Below are 23,281 nucleotides of genomic sequence, written 5' to 3'. Positions count from 1 at the left end.
TGTGTGCGGGGTGCCGCTGCCCGACGGGCTCGTCGACGGCTCGCGCCTGCCCGAGCCGATCTTCACGCCGGCGACCAAGGCCGCCTTCGGCGAGCACGACGAGAACGTCGACTTCGAGACCATGGTCGCGACGACCGGGCGCGAGCTCGGCGAGCAGCTGCGCGACCTGACGCTCGCCGTCTACGCCCGCGCCGAGGAGGTCGCCCGAGGGCGCGGGCTGATCCTGGCCGACACCAAGCTCGAGTTCGGGCGACGGGCGGACGGGACGCTCGTGCTCGGCGACGAGGTCCTCACGCCCGACTCGTCGCGCTACTGGGACGCGGCGACCTGGGAGCCGGGCGCGCGGCTCGACGCGTTCGACAAGCAGTTCATCCGGGACTGGCTGCTGCAGGACTCTGGGTGGGACCGCGGCTCCGGCGACGCGCCGCCCTCGATCCCCGGCGCCGTCGTGACCGCCACGCGGGAGCGCTACCTGCAGGCGTACGAGCGTCTCACCGGGTCGGCGTTCGTCTCCTCCTAGCGCGCCGGGCGCCGCCTAGCACCGCGTAAACCGGGGGTGCGAGGCGTTTTCCGTTCCCTAAGTTGTGCCGTCGCGCCACGTGGCGCGGGAGACGGAAGGACGGAGGCGGGGACGTGGAGAAGCTCACCGACCGGCTGTGGAACTGGGCCTCGATCCTGGAGCCGAGCACGCGCGAGCAGGCGGAGCGGACGGCCCTGATGCCCTTCGTGTTCCCTCACGTCGCGCTGATGCCCGACGCCCACCTCGGTCGGGGTGCGACCGTCGGCTCCGTGATCCCCACGCTCGGTGCGCTGATGCCCGCCGCGGTAGGGGTCGACATCGGCTGCGGGATGATCGCCGTACGGACCCAGCTGCACGTGTCGGAGCTGCCGGAGGACCGGTCTGTGGTGCGGAAGTCGATCGAGCGGTCGGTGCCGCTGTCGGCCGGGCACGACAACCGGAAGATCCGGGAGACGGCCGAGCCGCGGGTCGCGGAGCTGACCGTCCTGGCCGAGCAGACGGGCTTCGACCCGGGTCGGTACACCGGCCAGTGGGCGCTCCAGCTCGGCTCGCTGGGCTCGGGGAACCACTTCATCGAGGTCAGCGCCGACGAGCAGGACCGGGTCTGGCTGTTCCTGCACTCGGGCTCGCGGGGTGTGGGCAACAAGATCGCCTCGCACCACGTGAAGGTCGCCCAGGCCCTGGCCCAGCAGTGGTGGATCCCGCTCGCCGACCCGGACCTGGCGTACCTGGTCGAGGGGACCGACGAGTTCTGGGCGTACGTGCGGGAGCTCCGGTGGGCGCAGCACTTCGCCCTGCTCAACCGCGAGGAGATGATGGACCGGGTCGTCCGGTGCGTCGCGGACTGGACCGGTGAGGCCGTGGTGGAGCAGGAGCGGATCAACTGCCACCACAACTTCACCGAGCAGGAGCGGCACTTCGGCCGTGAGGTCTGGGTGTCGCGGAAGGGCGCGATAGAGGCGTCCGTCGGCAAGCCCGGGCTCATCCCCGGCTCGATGGGGACGGCCAGCTACGTCGTCGAGGGGCTCGGCAACCCGGTGTCGCTGAGCTCGTCGCCGCACGGCGCCGGTCGGGCGTTCTCCCGGTCGGCCGCGCGGAAGCGGTTCAGCCGGGAGGACCTCCAGGCGGCGATGGTCGGGATCGAGTACCGCGACACCGAGGCGTTCGTGGACGAGATCCCGGGGGCGTACAAGGACATCGACCAGGTCATGGCGGACGCCGCCGACCTCGTCCGGGTCCGGCACACGCTGCACCAGCTCGTGAACGTCAAGGGCGCGTAGGTGGACGCCCTCTGAGTCTCGACAGGCTCAGGGGGCGTTCGTCGTACATCGCGCGGCGGCGCACTCCCTAGACTCACCCCCATGGCACGTGTGGTGGTCGACGTCATGCCCAAGCCGGAGATCCTGGACCCGCAGGGCAAGGCGGTGACCGGGGCGCTCGGCCGGCTCGGCTTCTCCGGGATCGCCGTGCGCCAGGGCAAGCGCTTCGAGCTCGAGGTGGACGGCGAGGTCACGCCCGACCGGCTGGCCGACATCGAGCGGGCCGCGAGCACGCTGCTGGCCAACACGGTGATCGAGACGTTCGACGTCCGTGTCGAGGACGACACCGAGGGGACCGTCGACGAGGCCGCCCCCACCGCGCTGGGCGGCACCGACCACCCCGGCCACGACATCGACCACCTCGACGAGACGCGCTGATGGCGAAGATCGGCGTCGTCACCTTCCCGGGGTCGCTCGACGACCACGACGCGCTGCGGGCCGTACGGGTCGCCGGCGCGGAGGCGGTCCCGCTCTGGCACGGGAGCGACAGCCTGGACGGCGTGGACGCGGTGATCCTGCCCGGCGGCTTCTCCTACGGCGACTACCTGCGCTGCGGCGCGATCGCGCGCTTCGCGCCCGTGATGGACGAGGTGATCCGCGGGGCGGAGGCCGGGATGCCGGTGCTCGGCATCTGCAACGGGTTCCAGATCCTGTGCGAGGCCCACCTGCTGCCGGGCGCCCTGATCCGCAACGACGTGCGGACGTTCGTCTGCTGCGACCAGAAGCTGACCGTCGAGTCGAGCGCCACGGCCTGGACGAGCCAGCTGCAGGCGGGTCAGCAGATCGAGATCGTGCTCAAGAACGGCGAGGGCGGCTTCGTCGCCGACGCCGACACCCTCGCGCGGCTCGAGGGCGAGGGCCGGGTCGTGTTCCGCTACGCGGGCAGCAACCCCAACGGCTCAATGAACGACATCGCTGGCATCGCGAACGAGCGCGGCAACGTCGTCGGGATGATGCCCCACCCCGAGCACAACGTGGACGCCCTCACCGGGCCGACGCTCGACGGCCGCCCGATCTTCGCCAGCGTCCTGGACTTCCTCAGCACCCGGGTCTGACCCGCCCCATGGGCAACCGTCCCCGGGCGCGTCAGGCGCCCCCGCCCGCCCCGTCCCGGACGCGACGGCCCCGACGCGGCCGGTGGGTCGCGCTGCTCGTCCTGGCCGCTGTCGTCTTCGCCCTGCTCCGCGGGGTGCACGCGCTCGCCCCGGTGCCGACCGACTCCGACGTCTACACCGAGCACGTCGTGCTCGTCGGGGTGGCCGGCCGGTTCCAGCTGACCGAAACCGACCGTACGGTCCTCGGCGCCCACCTCGACGACGCACAGGCCGGCGTCGTCTCGACGCGGGCCCGCTACGTCGGGACGTGCGCGGCGGCGGGCTGGACGACGCTCGGCGCCGGCCGCCGGGCCGCGGTGGACGGGCTGTGCGACCCGCCCGTCACGGGCGAGGGTCCGGGCGCGCGGATCGCCGACTGGGACGCTCGGCTCGCGGCCGCAGCGGCTGACCGGGGGGACGCCCGGCTGGGCACCCTGGCCGGCTCGGTCCCGGGCTGCGTCGCCGCCGTCGGACCGGGAGCGGCCCTCGCCGCGGCCCGGCCGGACGGGACCGTCGCCGCGTACGCGACCCCGGACGCGTTCGTCGCCGGGGGCGAGCGGCTGAGCTGCCCCGTGACGCTCGTGGACGCGGGGGCGGAGTCCGACCGGGTCATCGCCGCCCTCGCCGGGCGGGACGACGTGACGCTCCTGGTCAGCGGCGTCGGACCGGCCGCCGGCTCGGCCGACCCCAGCCTCGGCGTCTTCTACCGCGTCGGGACCACGCTGCCGGGGTTCGTGACCTCGGCCAGCACCCGCCGCGCGGGCATCGTCACGCTCACCGACGTCACCCGCGAGCTCGTCGACGTCGGGCGGGGCGAGAACGCGGCTGTCACGACGATCGACGGCTCACCGCTGGCCGTCTACCCGACCGACCTGACCCTGACGGGGATCGAGCGGCAGAACCGCGAGGTCGCGGCGCTGTCGGACGCCTCCGTCACGGGCTACCTGTTCCTGGCCGCGGGCGGGACCCTGCTCGCCCTGGTCGCGCTGGTCGGGGCATTCCGGAGGCGGTGGTTCCTGCCCGAGGCCGTCCTCACGCTCGGGTCGGTGCTGCTGGCCGGGATGATGCTCACCGGCGCGGTCCCGTGGGCGCGGGCCTCGAACCCCGGGCTCGTCGTGGGTGTCACGGTGTGGCTCGTGACCGGCGTCCTCACGCTCGCCGCCGTCGGCCTGTCACGGGTCACCCGGTTTCCGCCGCCCGTCGCGGGGGCGTTGATCTCGGTGGTCGCGTTCACCGTCGACGCGGCCCTCGGCGGGCCGATGGAACCCGGCTCGCTCCTCAACTCCCGCCCGATCTACGGCCTGCGCTGGTACGGCTTCGGGAACGTGACCTTCGCCGCGTACGCGGGTGCCGTCCTGGTGCTCGCGGGCTGGGTGGCGCACCGCCTGCTCGAGCAGGGTCGGCGTCGCGCGGCCGTCCTGGCGGTCGCCGCCCTCGGGCTCGGGGCGGTGGTGTGCGAAGGCTGGCCGTCGATGGGCAGCGACTTCGGCGGCGTCGTCGCGCTCGTCCCCGCGGTGCTCTGGCTCGGGCTGACCCTGTCGGGGATCCGCATCACCTGGCCGCGCCTGCTGCTGGTCGGCCTGGCCGCGGTCGTCGCGGTCGGCGCGATCTCCCTGGCCGACTGGTCGCGGGGCCCGGACCGGCGCAGCCACCTCGGGAACTTCGTCCAGCGAATCGTCGACGGCGACGCGCTCGACGTGGTCAGCCGCAAGGCCGTCGCGTCGTACGAGACCATCGCCTCGCCCCTCGGCGTGGGGTCGATCGTGGTCGGTGTGGCGCTGTGGTTCGTCATGTTCCGCTGGGCGGTGCCGGCGCTGAGCGACGAGTTCTCGACCCTGCGTCCGACGCTGGTGTCCGTCCTCGTGGTGGCCGTCCTCGGCACCCTCGTCAACGACGGGGGCATCGGGGTCTGGCAGCCGGCGACGGCCGTGGCGGCGACCCTGGTGGGCTGCCTGTGGGCCCGTCGTCTCCACGGCCGCCGGAAGACGTCCGATTCGGCCTCTCCCCTGCGGGGGGCTACCGCAAGGGCTTAACCTGGCGAGGACGTTCGGGGCGTCGTCGAGCCGTCGTGCGCCGAGCGCCCCGGGATCCAGGAGTGAAGTGCGTATTGCAGTCCGAGCCGCGGTGGCGATGACCGCGCTCGTCGCCGTCTTCTCGGCGGTCCTGCCGGCCTCGGCGTCCGCCTCGAGCAAGCCCGGTGCCGTCAAGAGCGTCGTGGCCAGCCCGGGCGCCGCCGTCGGTCAGATCAAGGTGAGCTGGAAGGCGAGCGGCTCGAAGACGGACAAGTTCCGCATCGAGACCGCCCTGACCCCGTTCGGCTCGACGAACGACGGACGCGGGGCGCAGACGTTCACGGTGAGCGGCTCCAAGCGCTCGACCACCCTCAGCGCGAAGTCGGTCGCGAAGGCCGGCGCCGCTCCCGCGACGGGCAACCACCTCTACATCCGCGTGGTCGCCGTCGACGAGAGGAAGAGCGGCGCCCGTACAGGCAAGGCCTCCGACCTCGTGGCGACCACGTCCCGGGCGCTCCCGGCGGCGGTCGCCTCGCCGCTGCGCATCGCGAGCTACAACATCCGCAGCGCCAAGTACGACGGCGCCGACAAGCGTGACTGGGCCGAGCGGGCGCCCGGCGTCGCCTCCGACATCGTCAAGGTCAACCCCGGGATCGTCGCCATCCAGGAGGCGAGCCCCGGCCGCTTCGGGACGATGCGGCAGACCGAGAGCCTCCAGGCCGCCCTGATCGCGGCCGACCCGGCGATGGGCCGCTACACGCTCACGCGGACGACGGTCTACAACCCGAGCGGGACCCCGCACGGCAGCCAGGCCGCGCGGATCGCGTACGACTCGTCGCGCTACCAGCTGCTCAGCCAGTGCACGGACACGACGATGGTCGCCAACGTCGTGCAGAACTGGAGCAACAGCTGCAGCTTCGACCTGCCGGTCATGGCGGGTGACGCCCCGACGTGGATCCGCAGCGCGGCGTACGCCGAGTTCGCTGACCTCGCCACGGGCAAGCCGTTCCTGGTCGTCTCGGCGCACCTCGACTACCGGCACAGCGACAACAAGAACACCGAGGCCAAGCTCAACGACCTCCGCCGTCTGCAGGCCGCGACGATCTGGGCCAACATGAACCTGATCCGCAAGCCGGGCGAGCCCGTCATCGTCGCCGGTGACTTCAACGCGAGCCAGGCCGACAAGGGCGGGAACGGCCCGCACGACTACCTGGTCGAGCAGGGCTTCTACGACGCCGCCGGTGCGGTGCAGCAGGCCAACCTCGAGTTCCCGAGCCTGAACCACTTCGACAAGGTCCTCGACGAGGACCCACAGGGCTACGCCCGTCGCGTCGACCAGATCCTGGTCTACGGGGCTCCCGGTTCGAACAAGTTCAAGCAGCTGGTCGAGCAGAAGAACCCGGCTCGCAACTCCGACCACAACATGGTCTACGCGGACATCACCCTGCCGACCGTCTGACCTCACGTTCTCCGGACAACGGGGAGGATCTGGCACCGCTGAGGTGCCAAATCCTCCCCGTTGTTCTGTCTGGTCGTATCGCCGCCTTCCGCCTGCGGCGCCCACGGCGGCACGCGGGAGGCGTTTGCTCGCTCTTGTGCTCTTCGCTCGCGCTGCAGCACGAGCAGACGCACCCAAAGCGAGCGAACGCGTCGGCGGCACCGCGGGGTCTCAGCGCGTGAGGACCTGGAGCTCGCCGACGGGAACGGTGGTCGAGGCCTGCTGGTAGAGCGGGATGGTCCCGCCGACGCCGTTGACCGACCAGTCGATCGACCAGGTGCTGTAGGCCGTGATCGTGTACCTGCCCTTCGGCAAGGAGGGCTTCGTGTACGTGTGACCGCACGCCGGCGACGGCGCCGCGGGCTCGACGGCCGGGGTCCAGCGGGCGCTGAGGTCGGTGCAGGTGAGGCGGGTCCCGTCGCCGAGGTCGAACGTCGTGCTCGCCAGGTGGGCGTCGAGACTCACGGTGAGGTCGGCGACCGTCGTGGACACGGGCGCAGGGTCGAGGTTTCCTTCAGCCCAGAGCCAGTACGGGTAGCCGACCGCGGCCATGTTCCACTCGTTGATCTCTGGGGACGGCCCGATCACCGGCTTGGGCGGCGTCAGACGCAACTGGGCGACGGCGACGTAAGCCGCCTGCTGCGGACTGATCTGCGGCGCTGCCGGCCCTTGCCCGCGGACGAGGGCGTCCGGGAAGTCGACAGCGTCGCCCGGGGCCGTGCAGCCGCCAGTCCCTGCACTCGTGCACGCGTCGAAAGCGCGCTTACGGTTGGAGTAGGCGACGAAGTCGTCGGTCTGCTGCTCGATCTTCTTGAGTTGCGAGGCGTCGCTGCTACCGGGCGTTCTTCGACTGCTGCTCGACTTCTTCGGAGTGTCGTGACCGCGGCTGGCGCGGATCTTCACATCACCGGTTTTTCCATTGCTCACTAAGCCAGAGTCATCAGCCATAGCGACTGTAGAGGTCGAGCTCATGAGGACCGCTCCGAGGGCACAGCTGCCCAGGACTCTTCTCAGTCGCACGACGACGCCTTCTCGCCTTTACCGGTCCAGATTTTCCACGTGCCCGCAGCTGGCCTCGCAGTCAGACTGAGTTTACGTACATCGTCGGTATAGAGCTTTTTGCCCTTTCTGTCGTAGGTGACGACGCCACGGCCGTCCTCGCAGACGTCAAGAACAAGTTCCGAAGGGCTGAAGCCGCCCCGATGCACGTAATCGATGCGTAGTTCGCCTTTACTTCGGTGCTTCAGGCCGAGGTAGGCCTCGCTGACTTCCTGATACGAGGCGAGGTACTGACCCCCCGCAGTCGCCTTCATCACTGAAGTGGGCTTTGCCGCACCTCCGCGCGAGTAGACGCGCTCGACCTCAGCCCGGAACTCCCGGTAGCTCGCCTCCGCGGCCTGGTAGGCGAGGCGTTCCTCGCGCTCCTGGACGTTCTCGGTCGGGGTCGCGCTCGCGACGGTGGTCGGCGGGGTCGGGGGCGGGCCGCTCGGGGTGCAGGCGGTCCCCACGAACGCGAGCAGGCAGGAACCCACGAGGAGCCCCCGCCCCGCGAACCAGTGCCTCATGCGAACCAACCCCCCGGTCAGAGGACGTACGTTACCGAGTTCACGCCCGGTCGGCGCAGGTTCCTGTGGATAACCGGCCGGTACGGTAAGCCCGTGGTCGACACCGTCCAGAACGCTGCCCGCACCCCCGACCACGCGCAGCCGTGGTCCGAGCTGGGGCTCACCGCTGACGAGTACGACCGCATCAGGGTCATCCTCGGTCGGCGTCCCACGGGCGCCGAGCTGGCCATGTACTCGGTCATGTGGTCGGAGCACTGCTCGTACAAGTCCTCGAAGGTGCACCTGCGCCGCTTCGGCGAGGTGCCCACGACGACGCCGAACGGCAGCGAGCTGCTGGCCGGCATCGGCGAGAACGCGGGCGTCGTCGACATCGGGCAGGGCTACGCGGTCACGTTCAAGGTCGAGTCGCACAACCACCCGAGCTACGTCGAGCCGCACCAGGGCGCGGCGACCGGCGTCGGCGGCATCGTCCGCGACATCCTCGCCATGGGTGCGCGGCCGATCGGCGTCATGGACCCGCTCCGCTTCGGCCCGCTCCACGAGCCGGACACCGCCCGCGTCCTGCCCGGGATCGTCTCCGGCGTGGGGAGCTACGGGAACTGCCTCGGCCTGCCGAACATCGGCGGCGAGGTCGTCTTCGACCGGACCTACCTCGGCAACCCGCTCGTGAACGCGCTCTGCGTCGGCGTGCTGCGCCACGAGGACCTGCACGTCGCCAAGGCGACCGGCGCGGGCAACCAGGTGATCATGTACGGCGCGGCGACGGGGGGCGACGGGATCGGCGGGGCGTCGATCCTCGCGAGCGAGACGTTCGACGCGACCAAGCCGTCCAAGCGTCCGGCCGTGCAGGTCGGTGACCCGTTCATGGAGAAGCTCCTGATCGAGTGCACGCTCGAGCTCTTCGCCGCGCGCCTGGTGACGGGCATCCAGGACTTCGGCGCCGCGGGCATCTCCTGCGCGACCTCCGAGCTGGCGGCCGCGGGCGACGGCGGCATGCACGTCGAGCTCGACCGCGTCCCGCTCCGCGACCCCTCGCTCAGCCCCGAGGAGATCCTCATGAGCGAGTCGCAGGAACGCATGATGGCCGTCGTCGAGCCCGGCGACGTCGACGCCTTCATGGCCATCTGCCGCAAGTGGGACGTGCTCGCCACCGTCGTCGGCGAGGTCACCGAGGACGACCGGCTGATCATCGACTGGCACGGCGAGACCGTCGTCGACGTCGACCCGAAGACGGTGGCGCACGAGGGTCCCGTCTACGAGCGCCCGTACGCCCGCCCGCGCTGGCAGGACGAGGTCCAGTCGAACGGCTCCGGGTCCCTGGAACGTCCGCAGACCGGCGACGAGCTCGCCGAGACCCTCCTGCAGCTCGTCGCTAGCCCCAACCTCTGCGACAAGTCGTGGATCACCGACCAGTTCGACCGCTACGTCCGCGGCAACTCCGTCCTCGCTCAGCCCGAGGACGCCGGCATGCTGCGCATCGACGAGGAGACCGGGCTCGGTGTTGCGCTGTCGACGGACTGCAACGGCCGCTTCGCGCTCCTCGACCCGTACGCGGGCGCGCAGCTCGCGCTCGCCGAGGCCTACCGGAACGTCGCCTGCAGCGGTGCGGAGCCGGTCGCGATCACCGACTGCTTGAACTTCGGCTCGCCGGAGGACCCGGCAATCATGTGGCAGTTCACGCAGGCGATCGCCGGCCTGGTCGACGGCTGCCAGACGCTCGGCACGCCCGTCACCGGCGGGAACGTCAGCTTCTACAACCAGACCGGCACGACCCCGATCCTCCCGACGCCGGTCGTCGGCGTGATGGGTGTGATCGAGGACGTGACCCGGCGGACGCCGGTCGGCTTCGCGGTCGAGGGTGACGCCGTCTACCTGCTGGGCGAGACGCACGACGAGCTCGACGGCTCGGCCTGGGCCGACGTCGTCCACGACCACCTCGGCGGGCGGCCGCCCCAGGTCGATCTTGCCCACGAGCAGCGGCTCGCGGGCGTGCTGGTCCAGGCGAGCCGCCGCGGCCTGCTCAGGAGCGCGCACGACCTGTCCGACGGCGGCCTCGCCCAGGCGCTCGTGGAGTCGTGCCTGCGCCGGGACCACGGCGTCGAGGTGACGCTGCCCGCGGGCGCCGACCCGTTCGTCGCCCTGTTCTCGGAGAGCACCGGGCGCGTGCTCGTCTCCCTCGGGAGCGAGACCGAGCAGGACCTGCTGGACCTGTGCTCCGAGGCCGGCATCCCGGTCGCCCGGCTCGGGTCGGTCACCTCCGCGACCGACGCCGTCGTGGCGGTCGCGGGGCAGTTCACCCTCCCGCTGGCCGAGATCCGCGCAGGCTGGGAGGCCACGATCCCGGCCGTCCTGGCCTCCTGACCCGGGAGCACGACATGGCAGCGTGGCCGGTCCGGACGACACCCCGGGACCCGGGACGCAACCGGCTGCTGCTCGCCTGCTCCTCGGTCGCGCTGAGCCTGGCGGCGATCGTCGTCGTCACGCTGCACGAGCTCGCGCACGCGGTCGCCGGGCTCTCGCTGGGGGTCGGCGCGGTCCTCCACCCCAACTCCGTCTCGTACGTCCCGGAGCTCCCGCCCGGCGGGCAGGTCGTCACGGCCGCGGCGGGCCCGGTCTTCAGCCTCGTCCTCGGTGCGGTCGTCTTCCTGGTCGGCCGGAACCTCGCCGGCGGCTTCGTCCGGCTGCTGCTGCTCTGGACCGGCCTGGCGTCGATGCAGAACTTCGCGGGCTACCTCCTCATCGCGCCGGTCGCGCGGGTCGGCGACAGCGGCAAGGTTCTGGCGCTGCTCGACGCACCGGGCGCGGCGTACGCGGTCTCCGTCGTCCTCGGCGTCGCGCTGACCCTGCTGAACGCCCGGCTGCTGGCCGGCCAGGTCACCCGGTACGCGCGCAGCCAGGACGAGCTGCGGCACCTCGTGCTGCTGCCGTGGTTGGTCGGGACCGGCGTGACCGTCGCGCTCACGCTGCTCGACACCTGGATCAGCGGCCTCGGCGCCGACGACGTCGTCGTGGTGCTGGCCGGCGGGGTCGCCGTCGCGATCTTCGCGCCGATGTTCACCTTCTTCTACGGCCGGCTGCACCCGGCGTACGAGCACCTCACGCTCCGCACGCCCGTCGTGCCGCTGGTCGTCACCGTCGTGCTGGCCGTGCTCGTGGCCGTCGTGCTCGGCCCCGGCCTCCGTCTCGAGTGACGTCGGCAGGCGTCCGTACGCTGCTGCGGTGAGCCTCCGCGACACCGTCCGTTCCCAGCAGCCGCAGGTCCGTGCCGACCTGGCCGACCTCGTCGCCATCGAGTCGGTCAGCGCCGACCCGGGTCGGCGCGACCAGGTGCAGCGGTCGGCCGAGGCGGTCGCCGCGCTGCTGACCGGCGCCGGCTGCCCCGACGTCCGGATCACCACCGCGGACGGGATGCCCGCCGTCATCGGGCGCTACCCGGCGCCGGCCGGTCGGCCCACGGTCTGCCTCTACGCCCACCACGACGTCCAGCCCGAGGGCGACCCCAGGACCTGGACCACGGAACCGTTCCGCGCGACCGAGCAGGGTGATCGGCTGCACGGGCGCGGAGCGGCCGACGACAAGGGCGGCTTCGCGGTCCACCTCGCGGCGCTGCGTGCGTTCGACGGGCAGCCGCCGGTCGGCGTCACCGTCTTCGTCGAGGGCGAGGAGGAGATCGGGTCGCCGAGCCTCGAGCGCCTCCTCGCGGCCGAGCGCGACGCGCTCACGGCCGACGTCTTCGTCATCGCCGACTCGGTGAACTGGGACGTCGGGACGCCCGCGTTCACGACCTCGCTGCGGGGGCTCGCCGACTGCGTCGTCACCGTGTCGACCCTCGACCACGCCATCCACTCGGGGAGCTTCGGCGGGCCCGTGCCAGACGCGTTGACCACGCTCTGCCGCCTCCTCGCGACGCTCCACGACGAGGCCGGCGACGTGGCCGTCGACGGCCTCGCGGTCGCCGAGCCACCGGCGCTGGACTACCCCGAGGACCGGCTGCGGGCCGAGGCCGGGCTGCTGGACGGCGTCGACTGGATCGGCACCGGGAGCCTGGTCGAACGCCTCTGGTGCAAGCCGGCGATCGCCGTCATCGCGCTCAGCACCACCCCGGTCGACCGCGCCTCCAACACGCTGATCCCGTCGGCGCAGGCCAAGATCAGCCTCCGCGTCGCTCCCGGGGACGACGCCGTCGCCGCGCTCGGCCACCTGGAACGGCACCTGCAGGAGCACGCGCCCTGGGGCGCGCACGTCAGCGTCGACCGGGGCGACACCGGTCAGCCGTCGCTGATCCCCTTCGAGGGCCCGTACGCCGACGCCGCGCAGGGGGCGTTCCGGGAGGCGTGGACGACCGACGCCGTGTTCGTGGGGCAGGGCGGCAGCATCCCGATGGTCGCCGCGTTCCGGGAGGCGTTCCCGTCGGCGACCGTCCTCGTCACCGCCGTCGGCGACCCCGACAGCCGGCCCCACGGCGCGAACGAGTCCCTGCACCTCGGCGACTTCGAGCGGGCCTGCCTCGCCGAGGCGCTCATGCTCGAGCGGTTCGCGGAGGTCGGCTCCGACGACCTCACGCCCGGCTACCGTTAGCGCGTTCTGCCGAGTGCTGTCGAGAGGCTGGTGACGCGTGCCCCCCGAGGCATTCGACGACGCCCTGGGGGCCTCGTACGTGCTCGACGAACGCATCGGTCGCGGCGCGACGGGTGAGGTCTGGCGGGGGACCGACCGGCGCAGCGGCGAGACGATCGCAGCCAAGGTCCTGCACCGCGAGCACCTCCAGGACGAGACGCTCGTCGAACGCTTCGTCCGCGAGCGGTCGATCCTCGTCGGCCTGCGCCACCCGAACGTCGTCGCCGTGCGCGACCTCGTCGTGGAGGGCGAACGGCTGGCGATCGTGATGGAGTTCGTCGGCGGGGGTTCGCTGCGCGACACCCTCACCGAACGCGGACCGCTGCGCCCGGCCGTCGCGTTCCGGGTCGCCGCGTCCGTCCTCGACGGCCTGGCCGCGGCCCACGACCGGAACGTCCTGCACCGCGACCTCAAGCCCGACAACGTCCTGCTCGCCTCCGCGTGGCAGTACCTCGGACCCGGCGCGGTCAAGCTCTCCGACTTCGGCATCGCCGAGATCGTGGCCGACGAGACGCGCAGCAGCTCCGGCCTGATCGGGACGCCGGAGTACATGGCCCCCGAACAGCTCGTCACCGGCGTCGGGGACCTGCCCGCCGACGTGTACGGCGCGGGCATCCTGCTCTACGAGCTGCTCGGCGGGCGGACGCCGTTCGCCGGCGCGGGGACGGGCTACGCCGTCGCCCACCGGCACGTGACGAGCGAGCCGCCGCGCCTGCCCGTGCCCGAGCCCGTGTGGGCCGCGATCTCGGGCATGCTCGCCAAGGACCCGGCCCGGCGGCCCACCGCGCGGGTCGCCGCCGCCCAGCTCCGCCGGCTCGCCCCCTCCGTCAGCGACCTGGAGGCGCTGCCCGCGCAGGGCAGGCCGGAGGACTTCCAGTCGGCGGGCGGCCCGGCGACCGAGCTGCGCGGGATCACGCCGCCCGTCGTCACCTCGACCGCGGCGGGCACGGACCCGGACGTGGCGTCCTCCGCTCCCGCCGCGCCGACCGAACCTCTCCCCGAGCTGGGCACGTCCAGCTCGGACACGATGCTGCGCTCGATGCCGGTCCTGCCCGCGGCCGTCACGCCGCGGCCGACGTCGACCGCCGCCACCTCCTCCCGCTGGCGGTTGCGGGACCGCCGGACCATCGCGCTGATCGTCGTCGGCGCCCTGCTCGTGGCCTTCGGCGTCTTCTGGATCGTGCGGGCCGCCGGTCCCGACGGGCCGCAGGTGGCCCCCACGGCCGCCCCGGTCCAGGCCCAGCAGCAGAGCACGGCGCGTGCGAGCGGCCTCGGCATCAGCCGCTCGGCGACCTGGGACCCGTCCTCGTCAACGGCCACGCTGACGATCACGTACGCGGCGCAGGCGGCTCCGCTGCAGGGTCCGTTCCTCGAGGTCGTGCCCGGGGCCGGCGACGCCGTGGCGCAGTGCCCCGCGGTGCAGTGGAGCCAGGGCACGGCCCGGCCGAACGTCCGGTCGGTCACGGGCATCGACACCCCGTGCGCGTGGTCGGTCGAGACCGAGACGATCCCGGCCCAGGGCAGCGTGACCGCCACGGCGACCGTGCCGCTGACGCTGGGCGGTGCGGACCCGACGTCGGCGCTCGAAGACTGGCTGCGCTCGGCCGCCCAGGCGACCGACACGGCGACGAGCGACGCGCAGGTGACGAGCACGGCCTACCCGGTCCAGCGGCTCACGTCGATCGTCGTGAAGGGCCCGACCCGGACGGTCAGCGGCACGACGCTGAAGATCTCCCTGCTCCCGGTGTGGCCGAACGGCCCGGACGAGCTCAACCCCCTCTACCTGAGCCCGGCGACGGGCAAGCCGTCCCAGGCGCTGGCGGCGATCGCGGGCGGCGCAGAGGGCGTGCGCTTCACCGACGGGTGCTCGGGCGCGCTCGACGTCTCCAAGGACGGGCTCGTCGTGCAGGCGCAGTCGGTGGCCCAGGACTGCCAGATCGGGGCTCGCGTCGGCAACTTCGACAACCTGACGAGCGAACCGTTCGAGATCACGACGCGCGGAAGCTGAGCGTCGAACGACCCCCGGAGGAGACCGCGGACTGAGCAGCACCGGAAGATCGGTGCGGATCTGACCGGGCAGACGCGGTCAGATCCGCGCCGATCTCGTACGGTCTGCGCTCAGACGCCGACCACCGACGCCACGTCGGGCGGCAGCGGGTAGGGCCGCTCCTGCGGCAGCCTCGTGCGTTCGGAGGCGGGCTGGTCGCGCAGCCGCTCGACCCGGTCGGTGATGTCCTCCAGCCCCACGATCCACTGGTCGACGTACGCAGGGACGACGCCACGACCCAGGCCGACCTGGAGCGACCGCCATGGCAGCGGGTTCGTCGCCGGGTCGCGCTCCGGGTCCCACTGCACGCGCACGGCTGAGCGCGCCAGGCGCCGCTGCCAGGCGTCGTGGTCGGGGTAGACGTGCGGGTCGAAGTGGCTCAGGCACGCCGCGGAGAGGGCCTCCTCGAACCCGGCGCGGGTCATCCGGACGGCGAGGACCCGCTCCTGACCCGGCTTCGTCGCCCAGCCGCAGCGGTACATCATCCAGAGGAACGACGGCTTGATCCACGTCATCCGGTCGGGGCTGAACGGCGGCACGAAGCGCTGGGCGTCGACGGCCGGGCCGGCTATCGCGGACGGGTAGGCCTGGTAGACCACGATCGTCTCGTCGTCGAAGTCGGCCCGCACCTCCCGGAGCGGGGGCCCCGACGGGCTACTGGCTGCCGGAGTCATGCGGCGCGGGACGGGCTCACGGCCTGCAGCAGGTCGATGGACCCGCTCGAGATGACGTAGCCACGGCCGGGGGTGATCTCGACCGGGGCGCGTCGCGGCAGGGTCACGCCGAGCAGGTCTCCGTCGAAGTCGATGTGGGGCTGCAGCAGCACCCCGCACCGGGCCTTGCGGACGGTCTTGGTCCAGTGCGAGTACATGGTCCGCAGGTCGTCGGAACGGCCCGCCGCCACGACCAGCAGGTCGGTCGTCTTCGCCGCGAGCAGCCCGGCGAACGCCTGGTCGTTGTCCGCGAACTGCTCCGCGTCGTCCACCAGCAGAACCAGGCGGCCGGTGTGCACGCGGGCCGACGCGAGCAGCGCGGTCGCCTCCTCCTCGCCGACCGCGCACCGGTCGAGCCCGGCCTGGACGAGGGGGGAGCGGCGCCCGCCCACGCCCCACACGGCGACCCCCTGAGCGCGGAGGAGCTCGCCGACGGCCAGCAGCAGGGTCGACTTGCCCGAGCGGGCCGGCCCGCAGAACATGACGTGCTCGCCCTCGAAGACCTCGAGCTCGGCGACCCCGAGGTCGGACTCGCGGATCCCGACGGGCAGCCGCCACGGCTCCGTCTCGAGCCGCGCGGGCGCCCCGAGCTCGGTCACGGTCACCGAGGTCGGCAGCTGCCCGACGACCTGCGGCTTGGGCGCGACCTCGCCCCAGCGCTTGCTGATCATGGCGACGGTCTCCGGCAGCGTGCCGTCGGCCGTTGCCACGTGCGCGTGCAGCTTGGTCTCCGCGAGCACGCAGCGGCCCGGGATCGGCGGCGGCGCCAGCTTGGTCGGGACGCCGGAGATGCTGTAGTCGTACGGGTCCGCGAGCCGGAACAGCCAGCGCTGGGTGACGACCTCCTCGACCGCGCTCGGCACGGCCTTGGAGCGCGACGTCGTGATCGCCGTCGACATCTGCACGTCCGGACCGTCGGAGATCACCCGGTAGAGCCCGTCGAGCAGCTTGAGGCCCTCGAAGTCGTCGTACTCGTCCTTCAGCACCCCGAGGCCGTCGACGAGGACGACCATCCGGCGGTGCGGGCCGGGGGTCGCGCGCCGCCGCTCGAGCTCGGCGCGGATGAACTTGAGGAAGCGCACCTGCTGCTCGCGCGTCCCCGAGCCGGCTCCGACGTACGCGACCGTGTGCGGCAAGTCGGCCAGCGGGGCGAGCTCGCGGGTGCCCAGGTCGAGGACGAGGAGGTCGAGGTCCTCGGGCGCGTACGTGTCGGCGAGCGTGAGTGCGATGGAGGACAGGGTCGTCGTCGTCCCGCTGCCCGGGATGCCGAGGACCAGCAGGTTGCCGCGCTCGAGGTCCCAGCCGACCGGCAGCTGCAGCTGCCGGCGCGGGTCGTCGGCCACGGCGAACTCGACCAGCGACCCGCGCACCCGGCCCACGGACGGCTGCCCCTCCGCCGGCTGCTCCCCGGCGACCGACAGCGACACCCGGGTGCCGAGCGGCTCAGGCCACACCGGCCGCGGCGCGGCGTAGCCGAGCTCGCCGTTGGCCTCGACGATCGCGTCGATCAGCAGGTCGAGGTCGGTCGCGTCGTCGTCGCGCTCGGTCGTCCCGGTCTCGCGCTGCTCGTCGTGACCGAAGTGCACGGGGTGCAGGTCGACGAGCTGAGAGGTCTGCCGCTCGGCGCGACCCGTGACGAGGGCGGTTTGCACGGGGCTGATGTCGTCCTGGCCGAGCTTGACGTACGCGCGGCCCCACTGCGTGCGCCCGATGGCCGCGGCCGCCGGGACGCCGATGACGTTGGTGGAGTCGTCGCGGCTCTGCACGCGCAGCGCCACGCGGAGGTTGGTGTTGGCGAGGATGTCCTCGTTGACCACGCCGGCGGGGCGCTGGGTCGCCAGGATCATGTGGACCCCGAGCGTGCGGCCGACGGCGGCCACGCTCACGAGGGACTTCAGGACGTCGGGGTAGTCCTTGGCCAGCATCGCGAACTCGTCGATGACCAGCAGCAGCCGGGGCATCGGCACCTCGGGCTTGGTGGCGAGGTAGGCGTCGAGGTTGTCGACGCCCTCGCCGGCCCGGGCGAACATCTCCTGGCGGTAGCGCAGCTCGGCCTCGAGCGCCGTCAGGGCGCGGTCGGCCAGCTGCTCGTCCAGGTTGCTGACCGTGCCGATCGTGTGCGGCAGCCGCTCGCAGGTCTTGAAGGCGGCGCCGCCCTTGAAGTCGATGAGGATGAACGTCAGCCGCGTCGGGTCGTTGCGCGCCGCGAGCCCGGCGACCATCGAGCGCAGGAACTCGCTCTTGCCCGAGCCGGTCGTGCCGCCGACGAGGCCGTGCGGGCCGTCGCGGACGAGGTCGATGCCGAAGACGCCGTTCTCGCCGACGCCGAGCGGGGTCGAGATCCGGGTCGAGGACGACCAGATCCGGCGGATGGCGGCGGCGTTGACCTCGTCGATGCCGAGCAGCGGCGGCAGCCGGACGAGACCGGGCAGGGAGGCGCCGGGGATCGAGAGCTCGGGGTCGTCGAAGCGGGCGAGGGAGGCGGCGCAGCTGCGGGCCGAGTCCAGACCGACGCCGGCGAGCACGACATCGGGGATGGTCAAGCGGTCCAACGGGCGCGTGACGGTGCCCGTGGCGTCGCGGCCCACGTCGATCACGGTGGTGCAGGCGGCGGGGAGCTGCTCGGCGGTTGCGGCGAGGACGATGCCCGAGACCTGGGTCTCCTGACGCGGTTGCACGAGCTGCTGGGGCATCGGCCGACCGTGGCCGAGGAGCCAGCGGGCGGGGGCGTCGCGGCCCTCGGTGAGCACGTCGGAGTCGAGCACGAGCAGGAGGGCCGGGGTGGGGAACGACTCGATCCCGTCGCGCATCGCCCGCAGCATGGACTCGCTCCGGGACCGTTCGGTGGAGAGCCACTGACCGCCCGAGCCGTCGCCGAGGCGTCGGACGTGGGGGAGCCAGCCGGCCCAGGTCCACTCCTCCTCGCGGCCCGGGTCGCAGAACACCCCGACGGTCAGGTCGGCCGGGCCGCAGTGGGTCGCCGCCTGGCAGAGCAGGCTCCGGGCCACAGCGAGGGCGTCCGCGCGGTCGCCCACGATCCCGACGACCCCGGCGTGCGTGAGGTCGACCTCGACAGGAGCGGTGGGCAGGACCGCGGCGTCGACCACCTCGGCGACCTCCGCCCCGGAGCGTTTGACCGCGATCGGGTCGACCGGCGGCTTCCACGGCACGTTCCCGACGCCGGCGTGCAGGGACAGGAAGTCGGTCGCCGCCGCCCGCCGCTGCCACAGCGTCGTCGTGGGCAGCGCCGCGCGGCGGAGCGTACGGGCGGGGTCGGGGGCGAGGTCGCGGCGCCGGGCACGTTCGGTGGCGCCGGCCGCGGCGAGGTCGGCCTTGAACGCGTCGAAGCCCGTGGTGAACGCCGCGTCGTTCTCCTGGATGTCCTTCTTGCGCCGCCGGCGCTGCTCCACGGTGGTGCCGAGGACGAGGACCGGGCTGAGGATCGCGAGCATCGCGTACGCGGGGTTGCGCATGACCGCGACCATCACCACCGCCATCAGCAGCGGGGCGGCGACGGTCGCGATGGCGAACCGCGCTGGCGGCGGCTCGGGCTTGCGGGTGGGCGGCTCGAACCCGGTGGGCTCGGGCGGCAGGCCCGGCCGGGGCGGGCGGTTGAACGGCACGGTCGCCGTCTGGGTCAGGTTGTGCAGCGTCCCCGGCGCGGGGGCGAGAGCCTCATCGGCGCCGTGCCAGACGGTGATGGCGGCCCCGCCGCAGACGATCACGTCGCCGTCCTCGACGACCACGCCCTCGTCGTCGACCTTCTCGCCGCGGACGAAGGTGCCGTTCGTCGACCCGGCGTCGCGGACGCGCAGCCCGTCGCCGTCGTGCTCGAGGGTGGCGTGGCTCCAGGAGGCGCTGGGGGAGTCGAGGGTGATGTCGGCCTGCGGCGAGCGGCCGATCAGCAGCGGGCGCCCGGTCGGGACGGGGACGGTCCAGCCGGCGTCGAGGCCGGCCGAGAGCGACGCGGCCCAGCCCGGGACAGGGACAGCCTGCTCGGCCGGCGACCGGCCGATCCGGCTGCCCTCGATGAGCGCGACGTCGCGCACCAGGTCACCCGCCTCGTGGCGGGTGCCGTCCACCCACAGGGGGACGTCGGCCGGGAGCGGGACCTGGCAGGCGTGCTCGACCAGGTCGGCGAGCGTCGCGGCGTCAGCCGCCTGGGCGAGCTCGACCTCGCGGCGGGTGCCGTCGACCTCGATCACCAGGTGCACGGGGTCTCCTCGTTCGTGGCTGAGCCAGCCCAACCGTAAGCACTATGCAGGTCGCGTGTGACAGAAAGCGGGGTCAGGAGCGGGTGCTGTCGAACCAGAAAAGAGCGGGGGCGTCCGAGGCGGGCCTGACCCCGGGCGACACGGCGGTGGAGGCGAGCGGGACCACGGCGTCCGCGGGTACGGCCCCGGTGCTCGAGAAGTCGAGCGGCGGCCCGGCGATCCCGTCCCCCGAGCCGAGCCGGAGGCCGGGCAGGGCCTCGGCGACCCGGGCGGGGTCGGTGCTCCTCGCCACTGCGGCGGCGCGGACCACGGCGACCACCGCATCGTGGCTCGAGACGTCGGCAGCCGCGGCCACCTCGGCGAAGGGCCGGTCGCCCGCGAGGTCCTTCGTGGCCGGGTCGCCGGCGGCGAGCTGCAGGCCCGAGAAGTACGCGGCCAGCGCGCGCCCGGCGTCGGTCGACTCGAGGGCGGTCGCGTCGCCGTCGTCCAGACCGACCGAGGTCAGCTGGCCCGAGAGCGACCCGCCCGCGGCGACCAGGGCCGCGGGGAACGCCGGGCTCAGCGCCTGCGGCGTGAGCAGGATCGGGACGTCGACGCCCGCACCCTGCAGGGCGGCGACGACCGCAGCCTGCAGCTCGGGGGCGCCGGAGACGACGACGCTGTCGACCGCCGTGTCCAGCTGCCGCTGCCGACGCGCGACGCCCTGGGCCAGGGCGGCCGCGTCGGCACCGGCGGCGTACGTCTGCACGTCGCGCGGGGTGAGCCCGGTGACCGGGCCCCCGCCCGCGTCGACGAGGAGCGGCGCGTCGAGCTTCCGGCCGGCCATCGTCTCGACCAGGCGGGTGTCCGTGGCCTGCCGCCCGGGGCCGGTCGACCAGACCTGGCCGGCGGCGCCGTCTGCGCCGAGGTCGTACGGCAGGAGGACGGGGATCTGGTCGGCCGCCGCCTCGGTGAGCCCGGCGGCGACGTGCTCGCCGGTGGTGGCCATGACGACGGCACTCACGTTGCGGCCGGCGAGGGCCTTGACGGCGCTGGCCGCCCCGTCGCTGGTGCCCTTGTCGTTGATCGCGACGAGGGTGATCTTGGTGCCGCCGAGCGCGAACCGCCGCGCCGCGACGACCGCACCCTCCGCGGCGTCACGCCACTCGGCCCCCTCGCCCGGCGCGCCGCTCAGCGTCACCTCGACGCCGATCGTCAGCTGGCCGGGGACCTCGGCCGTCAGCTCGACGGGGACGGGCGCGGCGAGCCCGGTCTGCGGGGTGCTGACGCTGCACCCGGCTGTCGCCAGGAGGGCGAGGCCGGCGGCCAGCGTCGTCGCGCGGTGCACGAGCCGTGGGCTCAACGGTCCCCACCGACGTGGAACAGGTAGATGGTGCGGTGCGCCGTGTTCGCCGGCAGCTCCGTCGCGAACGCCGGGAGCTCGGCCTGGCGCTGCAGGGCGGCCTCGGCCTGCGCCTGGCGCAGCAGGATCCCGCCGACCTCCTGGCTGCGGACCGAGGAGTACGAGCTGACCTTGTCCGACGCCAGCCCGAGCTGGTAGTCGGCCGAGTCGGCGGCCCGCGCGCTCTTGCTCAGCGTCCCCAGGAGGCCCTTGCCGGGCTCCTTCGGGTTGCCGAGGTCGAGCAGGACGTTGTTCAGGTCCTTGGTCAGCGACGTCCGCGTGGTGTCGATGTCCCGGGTGGCCGACGTGACGCTGCCGGAGATGGAGCTGAGCCCGGCCTTGGTCTTGTCGTTGAGCTCCGCCTCGTTCGACTTCTCCTGGTCCGCGAGGTCCGCCTGCTGCTTCTTGAGCGTCGCGGCCGTGCCGTCACGGAGCTGGTCCGCGGCCGCCTCGAGGCCCTTGGCGGAGTCGTCGAACGCGGTGCCGAGCTCGTCGCTCGACGCCTGGCCCTGGTCGGCGACCCGCTTGATCGCGTCAGCGGTCAGGCTCTCGGAGGTCGCCTTGTCGGCCTGCTCCGCGGCCTGGGCCAGCGCGGCGTCGAGCTTCTGCTTCGCCTCGACGTAGCTGTCCTGGACGCCGCCGACGCTGGTGCCGAGGAGCTTCAGGGAGGCCTCGGCGGCCAGCACCTTCGTGTTGATCGCGACCAGTGCGGCCCGGTTGTCCTCCAGGTCGGACGACGCGGCGGTGAGCTGCTCGCGCAGGTCGGCGAGCTGCTGCTTCAGGTCGCCGAGCCGACGGCCGATGTTGTGGTCGTCGCTCTCGGTGTCGAGGGCCGCCGCGACCGTCGCCCACGCGTCGGCCTGCCCGTCGAGCCGGTCGGTCAGCGGGGTGTCCCACTTGTCCGGCGGCGTGAGGTCCGTCTTGTCGTCGCAGCCCTGGTCGACGAGGTAGGCCCGGAGCGCCTCGACCTGCGCTGCGCTGAGCCGCCCGGGCTGGGTCCCGTCCCCGGCGACGGCGCAGAGCGCGTCGGCCAGGTCGTCGCTCTGCTCCCGCAGAGAGGCGACCTTCTTCTGGTTCTCCACGGCCTCGCCGCGGACGCCGTCGAGTGCGTCGGTCAGGTCGCCGAGCGTGCCGCCGGCCGCGGTGAGGGAGTCGGACGCCGCGTCGAGCGACGCGTCGACCCGTACCAGCGCCGGGGCGCCCTTCTCCGGGTCCTTGCTCAGCAGCGCGGAGGTCGCGTCCCCCACCGCGCCGAGCTGCGTGCCCAGGGTGGTGATGGCGCCCTCGACCGGGTTCAGCGTCGTCAGGTCCAGGGCCTTCGACGCGTCCTGGCTCGCGCCGATCGAGGCGGTGACCGCGGCGAAGCGCTCGCGGGCCTGGGCCAGCGAGCAGGTGACGGCGGGCGTCTCGGCGTCGACCGGGCAGTTCGTGGCGTCGGGGACCGCCGGGCCGATCGTCGAGGTGATCTCGCCCTGGATGGCGAGCTTGCAGGCGTCGGTCGCGGCCTGGTAGCCGTCGAGCTGCGCGGTGACCGCGAGCAGGCTCCCGTACACCCCGCCCCCGCCGCCGGACGCCTTCACCGTCGTCTGGCACCCCTCGCCGTCGGTCTGGACGGCGGGCTCGGAGGCCGAGGTGTCGCCGATCAGGTCCTGCAGCTGCGAGACCGTCTCCGACATCCGCTGCAGGGTCGCGGACTGGGTGCTCTGCAGCGACGACCTGAGGTCGTCGCCGAGGGAGTCGATGTTGTCGCTCGAGGACTTGAGCGAGGTGCTGATCGTCTTGGTGTCCTCGGTCAGGGACTGCACCGTCTTGGTGCCGAGCGTCTTGGACGAGGCGTCGAGGGTCTTGCGGACCCCGGAGATCGTGTCGCTGGACCGGCCGAGGACGTCGTTGACGTCACCGATGAGGGCGATGGTGCGGGTCTCGAGCGCGAGCTCGTCGGAGTTCTTGGGGTTGAACGCGGAGTCGATCAGGGCGCCGACGGAGGGGTCGGTCACCAGACCCGGCTGCACGCTGAGGTCCACGGTGGGGACGACGAAGTCCTTCGCGTCGAGCACCACCCGGAACGTGGCCGTCGGGTCGAGCTGCGGCGGGGCCAGGATGCTGGCCCACTGGACCTGGGTCGTGCCCTCCGGCGACCGGCTGATGACGCCGTTGGTGCTGCCCGTGTCCGAGGAGCTGTCTGCGGGCGCGTCGGCGGCCGCCGTGACGATCGTGGCGGGGTCGATGCCCGGCAGCGCGGCCGAGGCGACGACGGTCAGCGGGGCGCCCACGAGGGCCGTCGACGTCTGCGACCGGCCG

General features: G+C 72.9%; 14 protein-coding genes and 2 pseudogenes. 10 read left to right on the top strand and 6 right to left on the bottom strand.

Annotated features, from left to right (window positions below; all coding sequences use genetic code 11):
• The 6 genes and pseudogenes from FHX39_RS19945 to FHX39_RS19920 all read left to right on the top strand — a co-directional run.
• Nucleotides 1-499 (top strand): annotated as a pseudogene (locus FHX39_RS19945) (phosphoribosylaminoimidazolesuccinocarboxamide synthase); the annotation flags it as partial.
• Nucleotides 500-633: 134 nt separating this feature from the next.
• On the top strand, nucleotides 634-1,800 hold the full coding sequence (locus FHX39_RS19940; protein ID WP_183342567.1) for an RtcB family protein: 1,167 nt from the start codon (nucleotides 634-636) through the stop codon (nucleotides 1,798-1,800).
• 81 nt (nucleotides 1,801-1,881) lie between these two features.
• A pseudogene (gene purS / locus FHX39_RS19935) lies at nucleotides 1,882-2,121 on the top strand (phosphoribosylformylglycinamidine synthase subunit PurS); the annotation flags it as partial.
• Between the two features lie 95 nt (nucleotides 2,122-2,216).
• Nucleotides 2,217-2,894: a phosphoribosylformylglycinamidine synthase subunit PurQ gene (purQ, locus tag FHX39_RS19930; protein WP_183342563.1), complete on the top strand. Its 678-nt coding sequence runs from the start codon at nucleotides 2,217-2,219 to the stop codon at nucleotides 2,892-2,894.
• A gap of 8 nt (nucleotides 2,895-2,902) precedes the next feature.
• Nucleotides 2,903-4,966, top strand: a complete 2,064-nt coding sequence (locus FHX39_RS19925) for a hypothetical protein (protein WP_183342561.1) — start codon at nucleotides 2,903-2,905, stop codon at nucleotides 4,964-4,966.
• A gap of 97 nt (nucleotides 4,967-5,063) precedes the next feature.
• Nucleotides 5,064-6,404 carry an endonuclease/exonuclease/phosphatase family protein gene (locus FHX39_RS19920; protein ID WP_183342559.1) on the top strand — a complete coding sequence of 447 codons (1,341 nt, stop codon included), beginning with the start codon at nucleotides 5,064-5,066 and terminating at the stop codon, nucleotides 6,402-6,404.
• A 210-nt stretch (nucleotides 6,405-6,614) separates the two neighbouring features.
• Here the strand turns inward: FHX39_RS19920 and FHX39_RS19915 are convergent, their stop codons facing one another.
• Both FHX39_RS19915 and FHX39_RS19910 read right to left on the bottom strand, forming a co-directional pair.
• Nucleotides 6,615-7,415, bottom strand: coding sequence for a hypothetical protein (locus tag FHX39_RS19915; RefSeq protein WP_183342558.1), 801 nt, complete (start codon nucleotides 7,413-7,415; stop codon nucleotides 6,615-6,617).
• Nucleotides 7,416-7,453: 38 nt separating this feature from the next.
• Nucleotides 7,454-8,008: a hypothetical protein gene (locus FHX39_RS19910; protein WP_183342556.1), complete on the bottom strand. Its 555-nt coding sequence runs from the start codon at nucleotides 8,006-8,008 to the stop codon at nucleotides 7,454-7,456.
• Nucleotides 8,009-8,101: 93 nt separating this feature from the next.
• On the opposite strand from FHX39_RS19910, the gene purL reads away from it, so the two are divergent.
• The 4 genes from purL to FHX39_RS19890 are packed head-to-tail and all read left to right on the top strand — an operon-like array spanning nucleotide 8,102 to nucleotide 14,633.
• Entirely contained in the window at nucleotides 8,102-10,369 is a 2,268-nt protein-coding gene (purL, locus tag FHX39_RS19905) for a phosphoribosylformylglycinamidine synthase subunit PurL (protein ID WP_183342554.1), read from the top strand.
• Nucleotides 10,370-10,383: 14 nt separating this feature from the next.
• Nucleotides 10,384-11,199, top strand: coding sequence for a zinc metalloprotease (locus tag FHX39_RS19900; RefSeq protein WP_183342552.1), 816 nt, complete (start codon nucleotides 10,384-10,386; stop codon nucleotides 11,197-11,199).
• A gap of 28 nt (nucleotides 11,200-11,227) precedes the next feature.
• Entirely contained in the window at nucleotides 11,228-12,586 is a 1,359-nt protein-coding gene (locus tag FHX39_RS19895; protein ID WP_183342550.1) for a dipeptidase, read from the top strand.
• 37 nt (nucleotides 12,587-12,623) lie between these two features.
• Complete coding sequence (locus FHX39_RS19890) at nucleotides 12,624-14,633, top strand: serine/threonine-protein kinase (RefSeq protein WP_183342548.1); 2,010 nt, start codon at nucleotides 12,624-12,626, stop codon at nucleotides 14,631-14,633.
• Nucleotides 14,634-14,743: 110 nt separating this feature from the next.
• Here the strand turns inward: FHX39_RS19890 and FHX39_RS19885 are convergent, their stop codons facing one another.
• The 4 genes from FHX39_RS19885 to FHX39_RS19870 all read right to left on the bottom strand — a co-directional run.
• Nucleotides 14,744-15,301 carry a DUF4291 domain-containing protein gene (locus FHX39_RS19885; protein ID WP_332837004.1) on the bottom strand — a complete coding sequence of 186 codons (558 nt, stop codon included), beginning with the start codon at nucleotides 15,299-15,301 and terminating at the stop codon, nucleotides 14,744-14,746.
• A gap of 41 nt (nucleotides 15,302-15,342) precedes the next feature.
• Nucleotides 15,343-19,599, bottom strand: a complete 4,257-nt coding sequence (locus tag FHX39_RS19880; protein ID WP_183342543.1) for an FtsK/SpoIIIE domain-containing protein — start codon at nucleotides 19,597-19,599, stop codon at nucleotides 15,343-15,345.
• A 73-nt stretch (nucleotides 19,600-19,672) separates the two neighbouring features.
• Nucleotides 19,673-20,941: a type 1 periplasmic-binding domain-containing protein gene (locus tag FHX39_RS19875; protein WP_183342541.1), complete on the bottom strand. Its 1,269-nt coding sequence runs from the start codon at nucleotides 20,939-20,941 to the stop codon at nucleotides 19,673-19,675.
• Nucleotides 20,938-23,281 (bottom strand): hypothetical protein (locus tag FHX39_RS19870; protein ID WP_183342539.1); only part of this gene is annotated, 2,344 nt, incomplete at its 5' end. The genes FHX39_RS19870 and FHX39_RS19875, both read right to left, overlap by 4 nt.

Origin of the sequence: Microlunatus antarcticus, from assembly GCF_014193425.1 — a bacterium.
In the GTDB taxonomy this organism is placed as follows: Bacteria; Actinomycetota; Actinomycetes; order Propionibacteriales; family Propionibacteriaceae; genus Microlunatus; species Microlunatus antarcticus.
The sequence above is the reverse complement of the archived record's forward strand: the minus strand, read 5'-3'. Positions and strand labels throughout refer to the sequence as shown.